Here is a 20,257-nt window from a genome sequence, read left to right as displayed (position 1 = left end):
CTAATTTATTATCGCAATATTACGTATTTCTTAGGTGAATATTATGGAACCGAATTGGCAATAATTGAATTCTGCTAATTGATGCGGAGAGTTTGCTGTGATAGAACTATTTAATTGAAAAAATTTTTTTAATGTTTCGCAATGAATTATTCACCCATCTTGGCTATACCAGTTCAGCATTGATATTTTCAGTAACAGAAAATAATTAGGATATTATGAGAATAATCAAATGGTTAATGACATATTTACTGATTTCTTTTTCCACTTCGGTTTTTGCAGAACAACTATTGATTCCTATCCAATACCTCGACACTACTGGCGCTCGGCAATTAACACCATTTACTCTGGAGGATGAGTACTACATTGCAGTAGCGCAGTTAGCTGAAGACATCCCTGACACCCCTGCTAATATAGACGGAGGTAACGCCGACGTTGATGTAATAATTTTCAAGAAAGCAGGTAGTCAATTCCGTGAATACCAACGTATCCCCGGCCATGGTAACGAATCAGCTACTTTTTTTTCCATTGGCAAAAATTCTTTTTTAGCGATTGCCAGTGCCCACTCAGGTCCTCATCCTCCTTTTAATTTGCATACTTATTCCATGCTCTATCAATGGGATGGACGTTATTTTTATCCGGTACAAGAATTTTTAACTTACGGTGCGCAGCAATGGTACTCTTTTAATATTGGCCAACGACACTTTTTAGCTGTTGCAAATGGCGGGTTTACTCCAGAAAATAAAGGCAATAGTCCAGAAACTAATTCCATGATTTATGAGTGGAATGGTAAAAAATTTATTCCTTTTCAAACCATTCCATCACTCAGGGGTTATTCGTTTAAAGCCTTCTCTATCAATAACAAACTATTCCTGGCCTTTGCGGATGACTTGAAGCAATCGTCCCTTTATTTGTGGGATGGCTCTCAATTTAATCTGTATCAACAGTTTAAAGGTGATGGCGGGCGAGGCTTTGAATTTTTTATGCTGGATAATAAATTTTATCTCGCCTACGCCAATATTAAAACAGATTCGATACTTTATCAGTGGGATAGGAAAAAATTTAATCCATATCAACTTTTGCAAGGCGAAGGAGGACGACATTTTAGTTATTTCACTCTAAGGGACGAGCACTACCTTTTCCGAATTAATTTTATTACGGGTAATCACAATAATCCAAACCCCGCCTTGCAATCTCCCTTGTATCAATGGAAAGAAGGACAATTTGCCGTCATTCAAACAATACCCACTTTTGGTGGCATTAGCTCCCACGTATTTTCAATGGATGATTCACTTTATATGACCTTGGCAAACAGTTTAAGCGCTGAACGGCGTTTCAAGGTGAAGTCAGTTATTTATGAAATTACCAAAGGTAAACACATTGAATATGGGTGATAAATATATAATAAGCTCTTGTTATAACACTGTTCTTTTCTTGCCTCAAAATCGGACATGAGAACGCTGAGGCACCTTTTGTCCAGGCCATTTCGTGCCGTATAAAGAATTAGTTACCTGGAAAAATCCTATTTAAGACTCCGTTAATGTAACTACAATACACTAGGCAAAATTTGCCAGGAATCAACATGGGTAAAGAACAAATTTCTTTTTTTAAACGGTTAACCACTGGTAGCGGAACGCCAACAAAAACAGCGTTTCAAGACCTTGAGAACAAACTGTTAAGCACCTGGATTTTAGAACATTACCAATTGCAAGGAAGTATCATCACTGTCGAGCATGACGAGGGCAAAATAGGGTTTTGCTGCATTGATTTAAACCAACCCATAGAAATAGAGAAAATCCAGTCAGCTATCAATGCTTTTCTCCAAGAAAATCCTGCTACACCATTAATGATGCTTGGAACAGTTCAATACTGCACGAGCAAATTCCCAGCGATGCAAAAACTTTCTCAATTGCCACTTCAAGGAATTAGCAAACACGTCGTTGTAGCCCATCACGATATGAATTCAGATTTATGCCAACAAGTCGAAGAGGTTGTAAAGCAACAACAGTTAGCTAATAAGCAACGTCTTTCCTTGTGGAGCGAGGCAAAAATAAAGTATGCCAAAGAAATGGGCAATTTATCCCCGGATAAAAAGCAGAAATTGCAAGCTGCCCTGGAGCAACTTGAGGAATCGATTATCAATGGATTAGATAAAGAAAAATCCATTACTGACTTTATTGCTCATACTCAGCTTATTCTTGCAGAAGAAGCGCATCCGTTTCTCAATATTGTTTTAAAAGTTGCCGCTGTGGCAATTATCACTTTATTTGCAGGGGCAATAGGATATGGAGTTGGCTTAACACTGTGCTCCTGTTATCCCGCTCTCTTTATTGCACCTTTTCTGGGAACAGCAGAGACAGCCTTGCCTGCACTGGCAGCTACTACCGCTTTCCCGAGTGTTATTAGTGCTGGCGTTGCCTGCGATGGTCTATTTAAACCCAAAGCACCCATGCCTGTCCCAAAAGAAGTACATGAAGTGACAGATGCAGCCCGTTCCCACTTGCAATCACTTTTCTAACAACCATCAAGGGAGTAACACTGACTCCCTTGATTTTTTAACCGGTAATTATTGATTTGGGCAACCACTTTGGTGGTAGGCTACAAGGGCATTATAAATCGCAGTATAATTTGCAAATGCAGTTTGATTCGCTTTTATATCATCAAAAACAGTATCTGTTCGTTTGCAATCACCCATCCCAGTTATAACCGTATGGTCACCGCTCGCTTTTTTATAAGACATAAAACCCTTGCCGCAGTGCAGATGTGGCCGCTTTGTCTTGGGGTTTCCTAAATATTTTTCATTACCACAGTAGGTATTCTTATAGTTAATGCCCGCAAAAGAAATCACTGGAACCAACATAATCAGGCAAGCTGCTACAAAATTTTTTTTCATGTTAAGACATCCTCGTTAAAAAAGCGAAGTTTGCCATATCTCTTTTTAATATCAACTAATTATTATAAAAATATCATCAATCACACTGGCGTTATGGATACGTTACCGGGATCCAGAGAAGATAGAGTATAATAAATAAACACTTAATCTTGAGCTAAACAATGTCTACCGAAAAATTTGAACCTGAAGACACCATTCAAATTCAGGAAGTAGAAGAGGTTAATGGAATTACCCGCGAGTCGACTCAGCATTTAATGAGATCAAGCAAGATCATGGGAGCAGCTGTTGCTGCTTGTAAAAATGGGGGCATTTTTACGATGCCCATAGGAGAAACGCTTGGCACAGAAGCGTCCTCCCCTACTCCTGTTAAGCCCGGAACAATTTTTGAGGCTGCTTCGCTGAGTAAACCCGTCTTTGCTTATTTGGTCTTGAAATTAATCGAAATGAATAAAATCAACAGAGAGCGACCTGAATTCCTGGGGAAATTTAAGACTGAATTTGATTTAAAAACGCCTTTGTATACTCTGTTTCGGGATACGGAAGGACAAATCATTTCAGATGACGAAAACCCCTTCCTCAAGCGATTTCTCCCTAACCAGAACGATCAGGCAAAATGCTTGAGCGCTGAAATGGTACTATCCCATAGAACTGGTTTACATATCACGGATGAAGAGCCGTTTAAATTCCAGTTTCCACCGGGTAAATATTATGCCTATTCAGGACCTGGTATTGACTGCTTGCAAGGAGCAATTAAAGAGCTGACCGGTGTGGATCTGGAAACATTAGCTCAAGAGTACGTATTTGGGCCGCGGGCTTTAAATATGCCAAACAGTAGCTATGGCCCGAAACCTGTCGCAGCCAACAGTCTGAGAACAACAGCGGAAGACTATGCCAAATTCATAACCGCCTGGATCAATGACGACCAATTAAATTATGCCTTCAGGCCTATTGAACCCATTTATTCGATGATCAACGATTTCTTCCCCTATTCAGAAGATAAGCTGGTTGAAAAAGTGAGGGTTTCTGAAAGCGATAGAGAACAGGTGACTTGGGGTCTAGGCATAGGGTTAGTCAAAAATGGCCAGGGCCAAATCATAGGCGCTTACCACACCGGCGACATGAATAAAGCAAGGGCTGGTTTTGGTGCCGAAATAAATCCGCACACTCAACGTTGTATAGCAACGACTGTTTATTTCTCCAATTCGCACAATGGTCATATCCTTGCCGAACACGTCTTACCTTCTACGTTAGAGCCCGCACTTAATTACTTTTTCCCAACCTATGGCTTTGCTCGGAACGTCGAAGAATTAGACGGCACTGATTTTCACGGATTAAATCCCAAAATTTTAAACCCGGAATTAAAGGAAAGGGCCTACAAGACAAGGTCTGCCATGCAGAATGAAGAGCAACCAGGCGATCAAACAACCGAGAAGGTTGAAAAAACACAAACACCCACCGCTTACCCAACTACCCCTAAACCACCATGGGAGTACTAGCAAATTGGGTTAGGGGTTTCCAGCTACCTCATCGCGTTCTTAACGAAGGGAATCGTGTTAAGTAATTGAGCACATGAGTAACTGTATTAGTCCATTAGGATTTAGCATTCTATACACAACCTTATCCACAGATATTGTGGATAAGGTAAATGAACAACAATCCATACAGAGTTTTGTTAAGCCCTTTTAAAATAAGGCTTTTTAATTATTAAAAAGGATTTTTTCCTAAAAAATAGGCGGGAATACTAAAGAATTATCCACAGGCTTTATAAGAAAATAAAAAAAGAATTATCCGTGGACGATGATAAACAAATAAATATTAAAAAAACAGTCTTGACTCTACAATTTTTAAATTTAGATAGGCAATCAAGTGGTTAACTACTTAACTTGCACACCCTATCAAAATAACCATCTGACTTATTATTTATTAATTTCAGTGAATATAATTGTCTTATTTTTACCTTGTCTTTTAGCTGCATATAATGCCTGGTCGGCTGCATCGACTAACTCTTTCAATGAAGAACCGTCGCTTGGATAGATTGCAACCCCTAGTGATATAGCAATATTAGAAACCCTTTCTTCAATCACAATCCGCATGCTGCCCACTTTATTTCGAATTTTTTCAGCAAAGAGTTTTGCATTCTGAGGATCGCAGTTCGGTATAACAATTAAAAACTCTTCACCACCGTAGCGACACGCCAAATCACCTTCTCGAACTAAAGACGGAAGTAAATTACCCAGGCGAGATAATACATAGTCCCCTATTTCATGGCCAAAACTATCATTGATTGCTTTAAAATTATCAATATCAACCATAATAAATACCAACGATGTCTTGGTACGTTTTGCTTGCCCTATTTGCTTGATCATAAATTCGTCAAGAAAGCGACGATTTAATAAGCCGGTCAGTGGATCACGAATGGACTGGGAGTGAAGTAATTCTTTTAATCTGATATTTGCAATGGCTAGTGAAACTGTTTCTGCAACCACTGGAATTAACGTATTCTGTTCGTCGGAATCCCTGTTAATAAATAACAGACCCAGTATTTCATTTTGAGCCATTAAGGGTATGCACAAGGATGCTTGCTGTTCTTGTTTCATCTCTTTGATATGCCGACATATAACCCCCGGTTGCACCTCACTGATTTCATGGATACAGCCTCGTCTCAAAGCCCAACATTCATTCGAAGAAAAAATCACTGGATAGTGATTTACATCATCCCATGTAATTTTTTTCTCCAGATAGTTGCGTGAATTATGCATTAGATATAAAGCACCCTTGGAGAAACCCAGAATTTTATTAGCAAACGATGAGAAGGACTCCAGTATTTCATCAATTGTGTTGCATGCAAGAAAAGTTTCACTTAATTGTGTAATGGTAAACATCTTTTGATTTATCGATTTAAGTTGCGATTTTTCTTTCTCAACCGTTTCATACAATTCTCTGAGAGACTTTTCTTTTTGTTGTAATAATCTGTTTTGTTCAACTCGCAGAGTTACATCGCGGATAATCGCGATAGCACTCCCTCCTTGAGGGGTTTGCAACGGACTTAAACTAATTTCAATGATAAATATTTCCCCATTTTTTCGCTTTCCTTGAAGCTCCATGCCAAGCCCCATGGGACGTACACGTGGTGCATTAAAATAATCCTCACGATGCTGAGGATGTATTTTAGCCGCATTTTCAGGCATTAATAACTCGACTGCTTGTCCTAATAATTCCTTTTTGGTGTAGCCAAACATGACTTCTGCCTGATTATTACTAAATTCAATTTTTCCATCTCGATTCACTAAAATCATTGCATCAGGAATAGCAGATAAAAAAGCCGAATTATACCCCTCTTTTTCTTGCAAAGTTTTATTAACTTCTTGAATATTATTAGCTCTCTCCATGATTTCCAAACCAACCTGCCCCTCATGACTTTGCAATATTTCCATCGTTTTTGATTGGGCGTCATGAGCTTGCTGATGAATAAATGTTGTTACATCCACGACTCGGTGAATAATGTATTTTACGCGGTTATCTTGATCCAGAATGGGGCAATTAATAGGACTCCAGTATCTTTCCTCAAACCCTCCGCCTAAAGCAGCAGGACGTCGAATATCGTATTTTTGTATAGCCATCGCATCACAAACTTTGTCTTCTAATACCCGATTTAAAGAGTAACGCAAATTAGTGACACCCGTTGCCGACAGATCATCAGGATTGTCAGGAAAAATATCGAAGATAGGTTGTCCCAGTATTTCCTCTCGTTTCCGCATCGTGGCTTTAAGATAAGCATCGCTTGCACCAACAATATTCAATTTGGGGCATAAAATAAGATACAAATCCGGAACTGCTTCCAAAATGGCTTTAGCGTCTTCTTTGAAATGTTGAATGTCTTTGTTTTTCATGTCCGCTCATTACCGATCCTTGGCCTCAAGAGATATAATCAATAAGACATAGTAAATGATAGCATAAGATTTAATCATTCAGCTCAAAGAACTCTATACTCCTGTAAGAAGAATGCGGAGATTTGCAAGAGAGTTTGCTGCGGATTTCCGGGATAGGAGCCCCTGCTTCAAAAGAAAGCAATTGACTTTAGCCAATAACGGCTCACAGCCCTGTTTCCATCACAGTGACAGGATGGCCTCTAAATTCATCCATACCAATTTTATTAAATCCCTGTCGCACATAATAAGCAGGAAGTGTTGGATCGAAAGTAAACAGGTACAATTGCTTAAAATCTAATTCAATGGCCTTTTGCTTGGTGACATCAATTAGCATTTTTCCAATACCACATTTTTGATAGGCTGTATCGACCACAAGAGAACCAAGCCAGGGCGTCAAATGCGGATGTATTCCATCATTTTCACGTAAAGAAACACTACCTACGAGTTTATTTCCATCAAAAGCAACAAAGGTCATTGGCAATAAGACATCGTTTAAATGATCACGAAAACGCTGCTCGACACGTTCGATGGGAATGTCTGGCACCCAAACACGTCCCAAAACAGAATGCCAAATCTTTGCAAGAGCAGGAATTACGTGAGGATGATTTTTAAGATAGGAGATTGTAAGACTCATATGAGAAGCTCCTCTTTAAACATTGAAGCTTATTGTAATCCCTTTATTTTGTCTATTCACAGAAAATGCCACTAGAGTGTTTATCCATAATTTCAGGACAAATAATACCAACCTGAATTAGTCCTTATCAATTGCATTGAAAAAAATAAAATTATTCTTGCCGTGTTTTTTCACGTAATACATCGCAGCATCCGCTTTCTTAAGAAGATCATTCATGCCATCTCTAGGGTACAATGAAATACCAATACTCAAAGTAACTTTCAGTTTATAATTTTCAATCAAAAATCCTTTTGAGAATAAATGAATTAACTTCTTCACTATTTTAATAACATCCTTTTCTTCATTGAGGTAGGACAATATTAATGCAAATTCGTCGCCACCAAACCGTGCCAAGGTATCAATGTCCCGTATACATTTTTGCATGCATTTAGCTGCAGTGCACAATACCAAATCCCCTATATTGTGACCGTAAGTATCATTAATATTTTTAAACCCATCGATGTCTAAAAAACAAACTGCCATATTACAATTTGTTCTTTTTGCAATAGCAAGTGCTTGAACCATGCGATCTTCAAAGAGTGGTCGATTAATCAATCCTGTCAAAACATCATGCTCCGCGAGGTGTTTTAATTTTTCTTCGTTTATTTTTTGTTGGGTAATATCGCGAGCGGTTGTTGATGCCCCTATTATCTTTCCTCGCGCATTTTTTATTGGCGCTATCGTAAGAGAAACTGGAATAATATGACCATCTTTATGCATTCTGACTGTTTCAAAGCCTTTGATGTGTTCATCCCTAACAATTTTGTCCATGATATCTTGAAGCTCTCCTTGCCTCTCCTTAGGAAATAGCATTTTTATATTAGCATCTATGGCTTCCTTTTCAGTGTAACCGTAAAGATTCCTGGCTGCTTTATTCCAGCTTTGTATGATCCCTTCCAGGTTTTTTCCTATGATTGCTTCCCCTGAAAACTCAACAAGAGCAGAAAGCATAGCCTTTGCATCTTCCAGTTTTTTTCGCTCAGTAATATCATGTTCAATCGCAGCAAAATACTGAATCCTCCCCTTACTATCTTTAATAGGGATAATAGTAAAATCGAGCCAATATTCTGTTTGATCTTTGGCATAGTTTAATAATTCAACATGGATAGCTTCTTTTTTTTCCAACGCTGTCCTGATTCGTTTTAGCGTGTTTTTATCGGTTTTATCTCCTTGTAAAATACGGGGTGTTTTACCTAGAACTTCCTCCTGGGTATACCCAGTAAGTGTTGTAAATGCATTGTTAACATAAAGAATTTTTGGACCAAATGGCTCATTGAGAGGTTCAACTTCAGTGATGATAACGACATCATCAGTCTGATCAAGAACCGATTTAAATGGTAACTCCTTTTCATCAATTTTATCGGACATAAATCCAGTGCTCCTAATCCAAAAGAATATCCAACTTTAATTTCACCTTAAAGATCGGTTTTTCGAGAAATCATTTTTGACCAGCATTGACTCCATCAGAATCGAATAACACGCCTTTAAACGTTTGAATTTCGTCTAGTGCTACATTGATCCCTAATGGCAGTGGATAGGGTCGATGAGATGGCATTGCGTCTGCTGTCCGCAACAACAATTATTTTTGATTCAAGTATAATCAGGCCAATTCTCAAGCTGCCAATTCCATTTCATGATTAATAATCTTACTTTTTATTAATCAGAATATAGCAGGATTATGCTTAATAAAGCATCGTTTTATTGTCCCAATACGCCAAATGTCCTACTTATTTTAAATAGTTGTACAACAAAATTTATATCAAGATTCACATCTTACATCTCCCCCATCTGGAATTTGCCATCTACCCAAGCAATCTACTTTTCGTCTAATAGATGTTCAGCTTTGATTACCCAAACCGCAGCCCGACAATAATTGCACTGGTTATATTTTTACAATTCAATTTTTGAAAGATGGATTGCCGATGCTGAGTCACTCTTCGGGTGGATACCTTTAAAAACGCAGCTATTTCTTTCACCTCTTTACCTTGTGCGGATAGATACAGGCACTGTTTTTCCTGCTCACTTAAACGTAGGTCGAAACAAATCGGAAGTCGTATCCAGGTATTGGACAGTAAGGCCTGGATTTCAGCTAGCTGTTTATGGGTAGGATTGCTATTCCCTAAGTAGTCCAGGTAATTCTTTGCAAACACTTTAAAAAAGGGACTGTCGATTAAATTCGTTTTCCTCAAGGTTTCTTGCTTTGTTTTCACCATTATTCTTCCGTTATTTTTTAAAAGGTGTGACTTAGCACAGGAATTACTGAAAAAAATAATTCCTGTGTCTCTAGTCGCTGAAATAATTAAGATTTCTGGCTAAAAGCGAATTAAAAGCACGCTGTAAACCATGCCCTTAATGTTCAACCGATGTAAATAATGGGAAATTTTGGTGGCTTCTTACGGACATGCCATTGAAATATAAAACTGAAATAGACTAAGATTCCTTTAGCCATCTTTATCTCCTGTGATAAATTTGGTCAGCTGGCGGGGAGGCGCTCGAATTCCTCTCTGTCAGCGCTTGTTGCATTTAATACTTCAAACGCGCTTTTTATACTATTTGATTCTTTAGTGTCTTGCAATGAATTTTTAGAATTCAGCAGACACTAAAGGAGCAAATTAGCTCCTCTACAAAGCGTTTCAATTAACAACTGCGTTTCTATTCCTGCCATTACTCTGAGTGCTATTCTCTGAATTTTCTTACTATGGAGTACCTATGGGATCAGGGCTTGAATTTTGATTGTTGAATACAAAATTCAAGCCCTGACTTCGTTTACACGCCCCTCTTTCAAACGGCGCGCAACCCGGGATTAATTGCAAACCCCATTAATGACACAGTTTTTTAGTTCCGTCGCAAATTTGAAACTGTTATTTTGATCATAAGTGACTTCCCAATTAAAGACACCGCCAATATTGCCATAGGCTTGCGGTGGAATATAACTGCCGCAGCTTGTATTACCAGCAACCGCTGTTTTAAGGCATTGAATTGCACGCTTAATCGTGGCGGTCGGCATTACAGGCGAGCCGTCACTTTGTCCACTTGCGTTAGAAGAAGGATAACCAATGACAACTTGTGACGGTTGTAAGTGGCTAATGTAAGGCTGAAAGCCTGTATTTTGTCCATTCACCCTAGCAGGCCAATTTGCCAGTAAATCAGTAGCCATCGCGACAGAGAAATCAGGGGTATTGGTAGGCGTGGGACCGTAGCATATGAGATCTATACCAAATGCACAGCCTGTATTGTAAAGCTGAATCCCAACCCAGGCCAGCGAGGCATGAGTTTGCATCACTAACGAAGCATAATTGCCCCAGGTCTGATCAAACCCCCTTGTGGCTGCGACATTAGCAACCTGCGGTGTTAAGGTAATCAGGAGCGAAGGATTTTGATTGTGCATCGTATTGATAATACTAGCGAGTACAGCAATATCCCCTTGTGGTTGAGAAAAAGTCCCACCACCATTAATGCCGTGCTCAATATCGATGTCAAAACCATCAAAATGATATTGCGTGATTAAGCCATTTAACGAATTAATAAAGGTTTGTTTAAAGCCTTCTGGTGAAGCAGCGGCAGTTAATACTTGATGAAAATCAACACTTGTATTAGGGAGGCTTGTTAAAGCACCGCCTAAAGAAAGAAGAACTTTAATTCCAACGCCATGAAGCGACTGGATATAGTCTTCCGTAACGGTATCGAAAGCCGGCGTGATGACTCCAGGTGTACTTGTACTGAATACTCCAAAGGCAATCATGACATGGGTATATCCCGCATTGGCTAATGCCTGAGCGGTAGGCGGGGTTTTCCAGCCAGGGATATAACCAATAATACGTCCACCCGAAGCAACTTCTTGAGTTAAGGTAATTATTTCAACGGCATCTGGAGTGGCTGTTAAAGGCTGAGGGGAAAATCGTACCGCGTAACCAGATACCGTATCACTTGAAACAGTATAGATAACGCCATCGGTTAAAGAGACAGACGCTGAGCCACTGCCATTCGTTAAATCGACAATTTGTTCGACAGATTGTGAACCGTTATTGGGTGTTAAAGTAATTTTTAACGCAGATAAAGAAGTCGGTGCGCCATTAACCTCTAATCGCACAGAATCTTGTGCTACCTGAATACATTGATAGGTTAAATTAGTAACCGGGACGTTGGTCGCGTTGGCCTCTAAAGAGGTCGGAGTAAAGGTTGGCAAACAGTTGTAACCATTGTAATTAATGGTCGATGTGGCGAATTGGTAAGTTGAACCCTCAGCCAGTTGAGAGACGGTTGTCGCATTGCCCCAGGTTAATGATTGGGTTTGCGAGTTCCCTGAGGTGCCCTGGGTAATTAAGACAGATGGATTGCCACTGTAACCGGCTATCTCATTAGGCAAATTTTGCAAATTGATGCGTAATTTCCCCTGTTGCTGCCGCTGTGCATAACTAATGATTGAGCTCACTGTCTGATTGGCAACTAAATTAACACTGCTGGGATTGGCCTGGCCGACATAATTATTGCCAGCGCTGTCGGTGACTGTATCGGCTGAAATTTTATAATTACCGGCAGCAAGACCCGATAACGTTTTTGAACTTTGCCAAGGTAACTGGATATCGCCGACCGATTGACCATTCATTGTCAAATGAACCATTGCATAATTTTGCGAAACATTCGTTGGCTTTGCTGAGGAATTAGTGACTTGAATACTGCCTGTTTCTACTCCCGTGCTAAGATAAACTTTGGTAGTCCCTTCTATATGGCTATCGGTAGTTGCCCCATATTTAATTGAAATAGAGCTGCCGATGGGTAAGAGGCTATTGGCACCAGAGAAACTCGGGAAATGCAGGTTAAAGGTTGCTAAAAACCGATTGTCAGGCTGTTGTTGTGAAGTAATATTTAATGCATTGTCAGGGTAAGACAACGGTGAAAAATCACCCCAAAAGGACGTATTTAATGCGTCGGTTGTCTGAAACGATATCGTTGTATTTTGAAAATCGACGGCCTGATTGCAATTATTCGTCAACTTTAAAACAATTGACTTCCAGTATTGACTCCCAGTAGCACTGAATTGAGAAGTAATACAGGTTGTGGGTTGGGCCATAGTGGATTGCAGCGAAGCATGCGCCATCCCTGTTGCCGCCGTTAAAATACCTAATCCAACGTGCAGATATCTCATCCTTGACCTTCCCTGTTATTAGAAAAATTCAATTTATCACGCTATTACTTTTTTTAACAACCCTATGATGCCTTCGCTGCGCGATGTTGTCTTGGGAGTATGAGTCGAAAAAACGTAATGGAAGTCAGGGTCAAGTCCTGATCCCATATGCCATGCAAATGATTACCGATTATTTTTTAAAATGTATGATGAACTTGCTAACGCGTTGGGTGTTGTTCATGTTGAATTAATTATTATCCACCCGTTTAGAGATGGAAATGGAAGAGTTTCAAGGTTACTGGCGAATATAATGGCAATGCAGGCTGGATTACCACAATTGAATTTTGAGCCCATTGATAAAACCACTAATACAGAGGGCTATAACAAATATATTCAAGCAATACATTATGGGGTAATGGGAAATTACGAACCAATTAAAGAAGTGTTCGTGGAGATACTAAGAGCTAGTTAGCTTTTATGCAGCCTTTTTTTCATTTCTTCTAAAACAGCACTTGAACGAGAATGGTCGATTTTCAGAGTCAAACCTTTATCTTTCGCTTTAATGCCTTCCACCCCACAAGAAGTTCTTGTAGAACGAGCATTTAAGCGCTTAGCTTGTTCCTTATCCTGTAGATAAGGATTTGTTTCTGATAATGTTTTCATACTTAATTTAGCTATTTCCGCTATGGTTTTCACTGGATTTGCTGCATTGTCTGCAATTTATGCGGTCAAATCTGTCGTTGAACTTTCAATGTCTAAATCGGACTGTTCAGCTGATTCCTTGGAGTGCTCGGGTCAATTGTTAAAAACAAGTTTAGCTTTACCAACTTTTCTTCTTTTAAGTTCTATTTTTGATACATTAACTCTGCTAACTCGTTCGGCTATTACTTTGGTTAAGGGCAAAACCGAGGAAGAAACAGGGTTAGCAGCGAGGGGATTTTAACGAGAAAAACCTAAAGTTGTACCTTGGAACTATGGGGGTCAGGGCCTGAACGATCCCGTCAAATAGTTGTACAATCATAATTTTCCCAGCAATCCTGGTTGCAAGCAACCAGGCTACGCTTGTTGGCAAGCTCTATTAGCCACGTACGTAATTTTTGACCGAACTGGAGTGCCAGAGTATTGTCTGGCGCCTCGGGGGTTAAATTCCCATGTTCTTCTTTAACTCAAAATAATACGGTGCGGTGGTTATACGATGAGAATCGTTTGGGTTAGCCTGAATGCCTTGGGGACTGTACTTATGACGAACCTCGTGCAAATAGTCTATGACCATTTGCTTGGATTCTGGTTCAAGCAGGTTTTTTCCGGTGCCTTTATACCCAATCGATAATGGACCAAATAAATAACTGTCTAAATCCGAGTTATTCGCCTCACGAAGCTCTTTCACTATCGATTTCATATAGATTCGTTGTAATGATTTGGACTTATGAACCAAAGTATACTTCAGCATAATCGACGAATAATGATCCACCTCGCGCAGCCATTTATTAATTTTATCAAGATTAGCCATTACTTCATCAGGGGAATGGGTATCGATAAAACCTCTAACACCATCATCAGCCATCTTAGGGGTTAACGATTTGGAATTTAAAAGCTCAGTAAAAAAAACTTTTAGCAGGGGCTGCTCATTATTGATATAGGATTTAACATTTCGATGCCTCTGATTATAAAGCATTAAACCTTGAACAATTTTGTTTTTTACTTCGATGCTGTCTGACTCACTGTATAATTTTAACAATTTTTTGACCAAATCGGGCTCGGTATCTTCAGCAATGAGCCTATCTATCATAATTCCGCGTTTAACGTCATTTAGGTTTGAATCGTAAGCAAATTGCATTTGAATGGTGGAGGGTGACGTTACATAGTGTACTGATGGTGCATCCATGATCATTTGGAATTCCTCATATGGCATTGCATTAAGTTCTTCGGATGTGACATTCTCTAAGGTTTTATTTACATTATTATCTAAATTATTTAGAGGAAGGTCTATTTTCCGTTCGTCATTATAATAAGGAAATGCATGAAACACCTTTATTGGTAACCAAACGCGTCCCGGCATTGTATCGATGCCTTGGCTATAAAATGCCCACCAGGCATAAGTATCACAGCGCCAAGTACCACACTCTATGACTTGACCAGTCGTTGGAACCCCTGAGCCAATATGATAGTAGGTATCAGAGGTATATTTAGGGCACCACCAACGTTGATGATTTGCTTCGACAAGCACTCGATAACCAATCATACCTCTATCAGCAAGTCCAAATTTACTTCCCCAATATTTTGAGCGGGCTTTAAAATTGCTTATTGAATTAATTTGCCCTACTGGATTTTCATTGAGTACCTCTATTACCTGGTCGGCATTTTTTCCCATACCTTCAGGAGACATCCTATACGTTGTTGAAATACCAACATGACCTATCCAACCAAGTCCAGGTAAGTTCAGATCTCTTCCCAAAACTTCTGCCGGATAAATCTGCTTGGCATAGATTAAAGGGCAAGCCTGGGTTGCAAGCGACATACTTAAACCCAATGCCAGTAGCCTTCTATTGTTCATTTTAAGTTCCTTCTCTAAAGATTTGTTTAAATTCCTGTTAAAAAATAAAATTCCTGTATGCCCGCCTTAATTTTAAAGCGCAAATCAGGAGCAATAAGCATCAGTAGCCACTGTACGTAACTATCTATGCGTTTCGCGGATGATCAACCATGTTAAGTTGTTGAGCACCTACTCAACTGCTTTAGTTCATTGAGATTTACCACTCTATACACATTTTTATCCACAGTTTTTGTGGATAACGTAAAAATCAATAATGAAAGAAAAAATGGCAAAAACCTTTTAAAATAAGGGGGGCGTATGAGAATTAGATGTTTTATTATAAAAAATGGACGAGGCGAGTAAAGAATTATCCACAAATAGGTAAGGACGTAAAAAATAAGCCCTCGGTGGGGCATCATAAACAAATAAATAATAAAAAAACAGTCTTGACTCGACGATTTTTAAATTTTCGGAGATGGCTTTAGGACGTGTTAAGGAAAATTTAGTCCTACCCTCTCTAGCATTAAAAAATTTTCGTAGCGTATTGATTTCAAAAACATATCCCAGCTACTTTGAATCAAATTTATTGTCATTGATTAGTTTAACAACAATTTTATGATAAAATACTACCTGCTAATGTAGCTCATCTGAGCCATCATATCACCGTCGCACTCGACTAGTTCTGGTGAGTAGCTTTTCATTCAGATGAATTGGTTTTCCACTTGAGTTTTGATTTGCATATTAATTTTCAAATTATCTATTGAGCATATGTATGAGCGCAAAAAAAACCTTTAGCTGTTACATTATTGGTGACGATAATATGACATTAGAATGTGCAAATATTATCTTGGCTAGCGGCCATGAATTGCTTGGTTTGATATCTCCGTCAGAAAAAATCGAAAAATGGTGTACTGCTAATTTTATTCCTTATATCGAGAGCGTTAGGCAATTTGAAAAAAAACACCTGGGTGGGAAATTTGATTTCCTCTTTAGCATAGTCAATGGGGAAATCCTTTCCAAAGAAATTCTGGCGCTTCCGCGTTATTACGCTATAAATTATCACAATTCTCCATTACCCAAATATGCTGGTTTGTATGCAACCACCTGGGCGATTCTTAATGGCGAAACGCAACATGCGATTAGTTGGCACATTATGGATGAAAGGATTGATGCCGGTAATATCCTGAAACAACCCGTCATTCCCATAGATGATTTTGATACAGCACTTAGTTTAAATCTAAAATGTTACGAAAAGGCTATCCACTCATTTCGTGAACTTGTTGATGAGCTTGCTACTAACACCACTAAACCAGTCAAACAAAATTTATCATGCCGCTCCTACTACGGCCTGAAAGATAAGCCCGCTAATTTGGGGTTTATCGCTTGGGAAAAATCCGCTGATGATATCGATCGATTGTGTAGGGCTCTCTCCATGGGAAACTATTTAAATCAATTAGTCGTTCCCAAAATTATAATGAATGGAAAAATTTTTGTCGTAAAAGCGTTAAAAAAATTAAATGCAATCTCAGGCATGGAGCCAGGAACAATTGTTAATCTTTCAAAGAGTTACATTCAAGTAGCTACCGCAACCTTCGATATTGCCATTTTAGAGCTTACTGATCTTGATGGAGAAAATTACGATATTCCAACATTGGTTCATTTATTGAATATCACTATCCATACAAAGCTTGACCCAATTGATGCCGGATTGCTCAAAAAATTATCAACGTGCCCTGCCCAAAACCCTAAAGTAGAAAAATTCTGGGTTAATGAGTTTTTAAAATGCGCCCATGAAGAGATTTCATTTTTGTCTAAACTACCGAGCCCCAGGGAATCAGTTGCCGTATTTGGCGAGATGAAAACCAGAATTCCCAATACCTTGCTAAAGAAACTAAAGAAACTATCGAGTGATGGTCATTCTTTAGAGAACATCTTGTTAACAGCTACCTTAATTTATTTATACCGGCTAAACAATTATAGAAATTTATCCGTAGAATTGAGCCCACTGGAATTACAATCGAAACCTTTATTCCTGAATAATTTTTTATCAGACCATCTCCCATTGTCAACCAGGTTTGATAGTACTATGGCATTCAAGGACGTATTAACATTGGTCTCAATCGAAAAAACAAAGCTGTTGCAAAAGAGCACCTACACCAAAGATATTTTTATTCGCTACCCACAATTAAAAAAGTCTTCCAGTCAAATTGACGCCAGTATCAGGTTCATCGATGCAAACAATCCCCCCCCCTGCAAGACGAATAAAAAATTAACTATTTTTATCTCAGCAAATCACGACTGGTTCCATTTTCATAGCAATGTCAATGACAACTCACCGCCTGGCTCTTATGCATTATTTGAAAATATGAATGGACATTTTTTAACACTACTGGAAGATTTAGTTGATAATCCTGATAAAACTATTTTCCTTCTTTCAATAATGGGTAAAAAAGAAAGAAATAATGTGCTGCATGCCTGGAATAATACAGGGTTTAAATATAACTATAAAAAACTGCTACATCAGTACTTTGAAGAACAAGTTACTAAAACGCCCGATTCAATCGCTGCTGTTTTTCAAGGTACAGAAATTAGTTATCTCGAGCTCAATCAAAAAGCGAATCAATTAGCTTGCTACTTGAGAAGCCAGGGCGTGCGGAAGGATCATTTGATAGGGATTTGTTTAGATCGCAGCATAGAAATGGTTGTTGGTATTTTGGGAATCTTAAAATCAGGAGGGGCATACCTTCCCTTAGACCCCAATTATCCTGATGAACGCATTTCCTATATGCTGAATGATAGTAAAGCAAACCTATTAATCGTGGATCAACAATCAATAAAGAAAAGACCTCATCGATACACAGGCCAAATTATTAACATAAATTCCGTCCTGGATTTAAAAAATTTACCGGATGAAAATCTACAACATGTCAGCAAGTTTTCAAATTTAGCTTATGTTATTTACACATCAGGAACAACTGGTAAACCAAAAGGCGTAGCGATTTCCCATCGTGCTATTTGTAATCACATGGTTTGGATGCAAAAAGAATATTCCTTTAGCAATACGGATGTCTTTCTACAGAAGACTCCCTTCTCATTTGACGCCTCCGTTTGGGAATTTTTTATGCCTCTCTTCATAGGAGGTAAACTCGTAATAGCGCCAGCAGATGCTCATGCCAGTCCCATCCAAATGACTAATTTAGTCAAAGACAATCAGGTGAGTGTTTTACAGCTTGTCCCTTCCATGTTGAAAGAATTAGTGTCTACACCAGGTTTTGATAGCTGTCATTCACTTAAACAGGTCTTTTGTGGTGGTGAAGCGCTTTTGCCAGAAACAATCGGTGCTTTTTTTAAAAATAACGCCTCTGGAGCAAAACTGCATAATCTCTATGGCCCAACTGAAACGACTATTGACGCAATAACACTGACCTGTACCCCAGGGGATGCAGAAAGCGATGCAAGTCGAATCGGTAAACCCATCTCTAATACAAAAGCCTATATTTTGGATGACAAACTGCAGCCTGTGCCAATTGGAATGACAGGTGAGCTCTACATCGCCGGGGAGGGTTTAGCGCGCGGGTATTTAAATAATCAAGAATTTACACAGCAAAAATTCATAGCTAATCCGTTCAGCAACAAAAAGAATGACAGGTTGTATAAAACCGGTGATCTAGTCAAATGGCAATCTGACGGAATTATAGAATATATTGGTCGACGTGATAGTCAGGTCAAAATTCGCGGATTTAGGATAGAAGTGAATGAAATTGAATCCCATTTGGAAAAAATTCCTTCCATTCGTCAATGCATTGTCATACCAGAACCTGGCTCTGATAATTCAATATCGTTATCAGCCTACGTTGTACTGGATCAAAACGCTCAACTATCTGCTACAGATATTCGCTCCACCCTGAAAGCAATGATTCCTGACTACATGATCCCTTCCCGATTCTTTGTTGTAGACAAATTTTTAATAACCCCAAGCGGAAAAGTAGATAGAAAGAATTTACCCGCACCCTGTAAACAATTGACTTCCAGCAATGATTACGCAGAGCCAAATAATGATATTGAATTGCAATTAAAAAAAATCTGGTGCTCTGTGTTAAAAATTGACCATCTTGGAATTCATGATGATTTTTTTGAGCTGGGAGGTAACTCACTTTCCGCTATGAATATCATTTCGCTAATTCAGGAGCAATTTTCAGTGTGTTTAAGCCTTAGAAATTTTTTTGAGTTCTCAACGATACACTCTTTGGCGAAAGAAATTGAAATGGAGACTCGTACAGCGGATGAACGATTAACTCTCTATAATCCATCTGAAAATTTTATTGCCCTCAAAGAAACCGGGGATAAAACACCTCTCATTTTAGTTCACCCTATTGGCGGCAGTGTATTTTGGTACAAACTTCTTGCTAAATATTTAGACAAAGAAAGGCCCTTATACGGGATACAAGACCCAGGCATTGATAAAAACGAATTCATTTTTGATACCCTGGAAGAGATGGCTAGCGCCTACATCGATTCACTTCAGGCTATTTATCCTTATGGCCCTTATTTGCTTGGCGGCTCATCATTTGGCAGTACTGTCGCGATTGAAATGGCGAGACAGTTAGAGGAGAAAGGGGAAACTGTTAGTGCCATTATCTCACTCGATGGCTGGGCATTTTATCCCACACTTCAAAGTAATGAGCTTTATTTCCAAGACATCATGAAGGAACAAAATTCGAGACTCTTAAAAAAGTATGTAGAAAATAATGTCTATAATTCTAAATTTTTGCTAGACCTGCAGTGGCATAGGGAAAAAATGTTAACGCAATACAAATTGCCTATTATTAATAGCCAATTAATCTTGTTTAAAGCCGAAAAGCTGACCGAGATGTTTCAATATGATGCCCCTTTAAATTGGTGGGAAAATTATTCGAAACGGCCCATCGAACTCCACATCGTTCCAGGAGATCACGAAAGTATGTTTTACGAGCCTAACATCCAAACCTTAGCCAGCAAACTCAACAAGAGTTTAAGTGAGAAAAATATTGAACCTTCCCTATTAAATGAAGTCATTGGAGGTGATTTATTAGAATTTTAATAGATATTTGAATTAACTCGCGGGCAT

Annotated in this window: 14 protein-coding genes; 6 read left to right on the top strand and 8 right to left on the bottom strand. The window is 38.9% G+C overall.

The annotated features are described in order from the left end of the window. Window positions 1-215 precede the first annotated feature (215 nt). Window positions 216-1,391 carry a hypothetical protein gene (locus Lfee_RS02045; RefSeq protein ID WP_058443622.1) on the top strand — a complete coding sequence of 392 codons (1,176 nt, stop codon included), beginning with the start codon at window positions 216-218 and terminating at the stop codon, window positions 1,389-1,391. Window positions 1,392-1,579: 188 nt separating this feature from the next. Beyond that, window positions 1,580-2,515, top strand: coding sequence for a hypothetical protein (locus Lfee_RS02040; protein WP_058443621.1), 936 nt, complete (start codon window positions 1,580-1,582; stop codon window positions 2,513-2,515). A 48-nt stretch (window positions 2,516-2,563) separates the two neighbouring features. On the opposite strand, the gene Lfee_RS02035 is transcribed toward Lfee_RS02040, so the two are convergent. Further along, window positions 2,564-2,890, bottom strand: coding sequence for a hypothetical protein (locus Lfee_RS02035; RefSeq protein ID WP_112854537.1), 327 nt, complete (start codon window positions 2,888-2,890; stop codon window positions 2,564-2,566). 161 nt (window positions 2,891-3,051) lie between these two features. On the opposite strand from Lfee_RS02035, the gene Lfee_RS02030 reads away from it, so the two are divergent. Then, window positions 3,052-4,386 (top strand): serine hydrolase domain-containing protein, encoded by a 1,335-nt coding sequence (locus Lfee_RS02030; RefSeq protein WP_058443620.1) that lies wholly within the window; start codon window positions 3,052-3,054, stop codon window positions 4,384-4,386. A 420-nt stretch (window positions 4,387-4,806) separates the two neighbouring features. Here Lfee_RS02030 and Lfee_RS02025 read toward each other — a convergent pair whose 3' ends face one another. The 5 genes from Lfee_RS02025 to Lfee_RS02005 all read right to left on the bottom strand — a co-directional run bounded on the left by Lfee_RS02025 (window position 4,807) and on the right by Lfee_RS02005 (window position 12,638). Next, window positions 4,807-6,780 (bottom strand): sensor domain-containing diguanylate cyclase, encoded by a 1,974-nt coding sequence (locus tag Lfee_RS02025; RefSeq protein ID WP_058443619.1) that lies wholly within the window; start codon window positions 6,778-6,780, stop codon window positions 4,807-4,809. Window positions 6,781-6,982: 202 nt separating this feature from the next. After that, entirely contained in the window at window positions 6,983-7,453 is a 471-nt protein-coding gene (locus Lfee_RS02020; protein ID WP_058443618.1) for a GNAT family N-acetyltransferase, read from the bottom strand. Window positions 7,454-7,570: 117 nt separating this feature from the next. Further along, entirely contained in the window at window positions 7,571-8,860 is a 1,290-nt protein-coding gene (locus Lfee_RS02015) for a diguanylate cyclase domain-containing protein (RefSeq protein ID WP_058443617.1), read from the bottom strand. Window positions 8,861-9,339: 479 nt separating this feature from the next. Next, window positions 9,340-9,705 carry a response regulator transcription factor gene (locus tag Lfee_RS02010; RefSeq protein ID WP_058443616.1) on the bottom strand — a complete coding sequence of 122 codons (366 nt, stop codon included), beginning with the start codon at window positions 9,703-9,705 and terminating at the stop codon, window positions 9,340-9,342. 590 nt (window positions 9,706-10,295) lie between these two features. Further along, a complete protein-coding gene (locus Lfee_RS02005; protein WP_058443615.1) occupies window positions 10,296-12,638 on the bottom strand; it encodes a glycosyl hydrolase family 18 protein in 2,343 nt (780 codons plus the stop codon). 181 nt (window positions 12,639-12,819) lie between these two features. Between Lfee_RS02005 and Lfee_RS02000 the strand changes: the two genes are divergently transcribed. Continuing rightward, window positions 12,820-13,089, top strand: a complete 270-nt coding sequence (locus tag Lfee_RS02000; RefSeq protein ID WP_058443614.1) for a Fic family protein — start codon at window positions 12,820-12,822, stop codon at window positions 13,087-13,089. On the opposite strand, the gene Lfee_RS01995 is transcribed toward Lfee_RS02000, so the two are convergent. Beyond that, window positions 13,086-13,313 carry a hypothetical protein gene (locus Lfee_RS01995; RefSeq protein WP_058443613.1) on the bottom strand — a complete coding sequence of 76 codons (228 nt, stop codon included), beginning with the start codon at window positions 13,311-13,313 and terminating at the stop codon, window positions 13,086-13,088. The genes Lfee_RS02000 and Lfee_RS01995 overlap by 4 nt on opposite strands. Before the next feature lie 55 nt (window positions 13,314-13,368). On the opposite strand from Lfee_RS01995, the gene Lfee_RS01990 reads away from it, so the two are divergent. Then, entirely contained in the window at window positions 13,369-13,560 is a 192-nt protein-coding gene (locus tag Lfee_RS01990) for a hypothetical protein (protein ID WP_131753180.1), read from the top strand. Between the two features lie 198 nt (window positions 13,561-13,758). Here the strand turns inward: Lfee_RS01990 and Lfee_RS01985 are convergent, their stop codons facing one another. Continuing rightward, the gene (locus Lfee_RS01985; RefSeq protein ID WP_058443611.1) at window positions 13,759-15,171 is read right to left on the bottom strand and encodes a hypothetical protein; all 1,413 of its coding nucleotides are present in this window, start codon (window positions 15,169-15,171) and stop codon (window positions 13,759-13,761) included. A gap of 751 nt (window positions 15,172-15,922) precedes the next feature. Between Lfee_RS01985 and Lfee_RS01980 the strand changes: the two genes are divergently transcribed. Next, complete coding sequence (locus tag Lfee_RS01980; RefSeq protein ID WP_058443610.1) at window positions 15,923-20,230, top strand: amino acid adenylation domain-containing protein; 4,308 nt, start codon at window positions 15,923-15,925, stop codon at window positions 20,228-20,230. Window positions 20,231-20,257 lie beyond the last annotated feature (27 nt).

Origin of the sequence: Legionella feeleii, assembly GCF_001467625.1 — a bacterium.
In the GTDB taxonomy this organism is placed as follows: Bacteria; Pseudomonadota; Gammaproteobacteria; order Legionellales; family Legionellaceae; genus Tatlockia; species Tatlockia feeleii.
The sequence above is the reverse complement of the archived record's forward strand: the minus strand, read 5'-3'. Positions and strand labels throughout refer to the sequence as shown.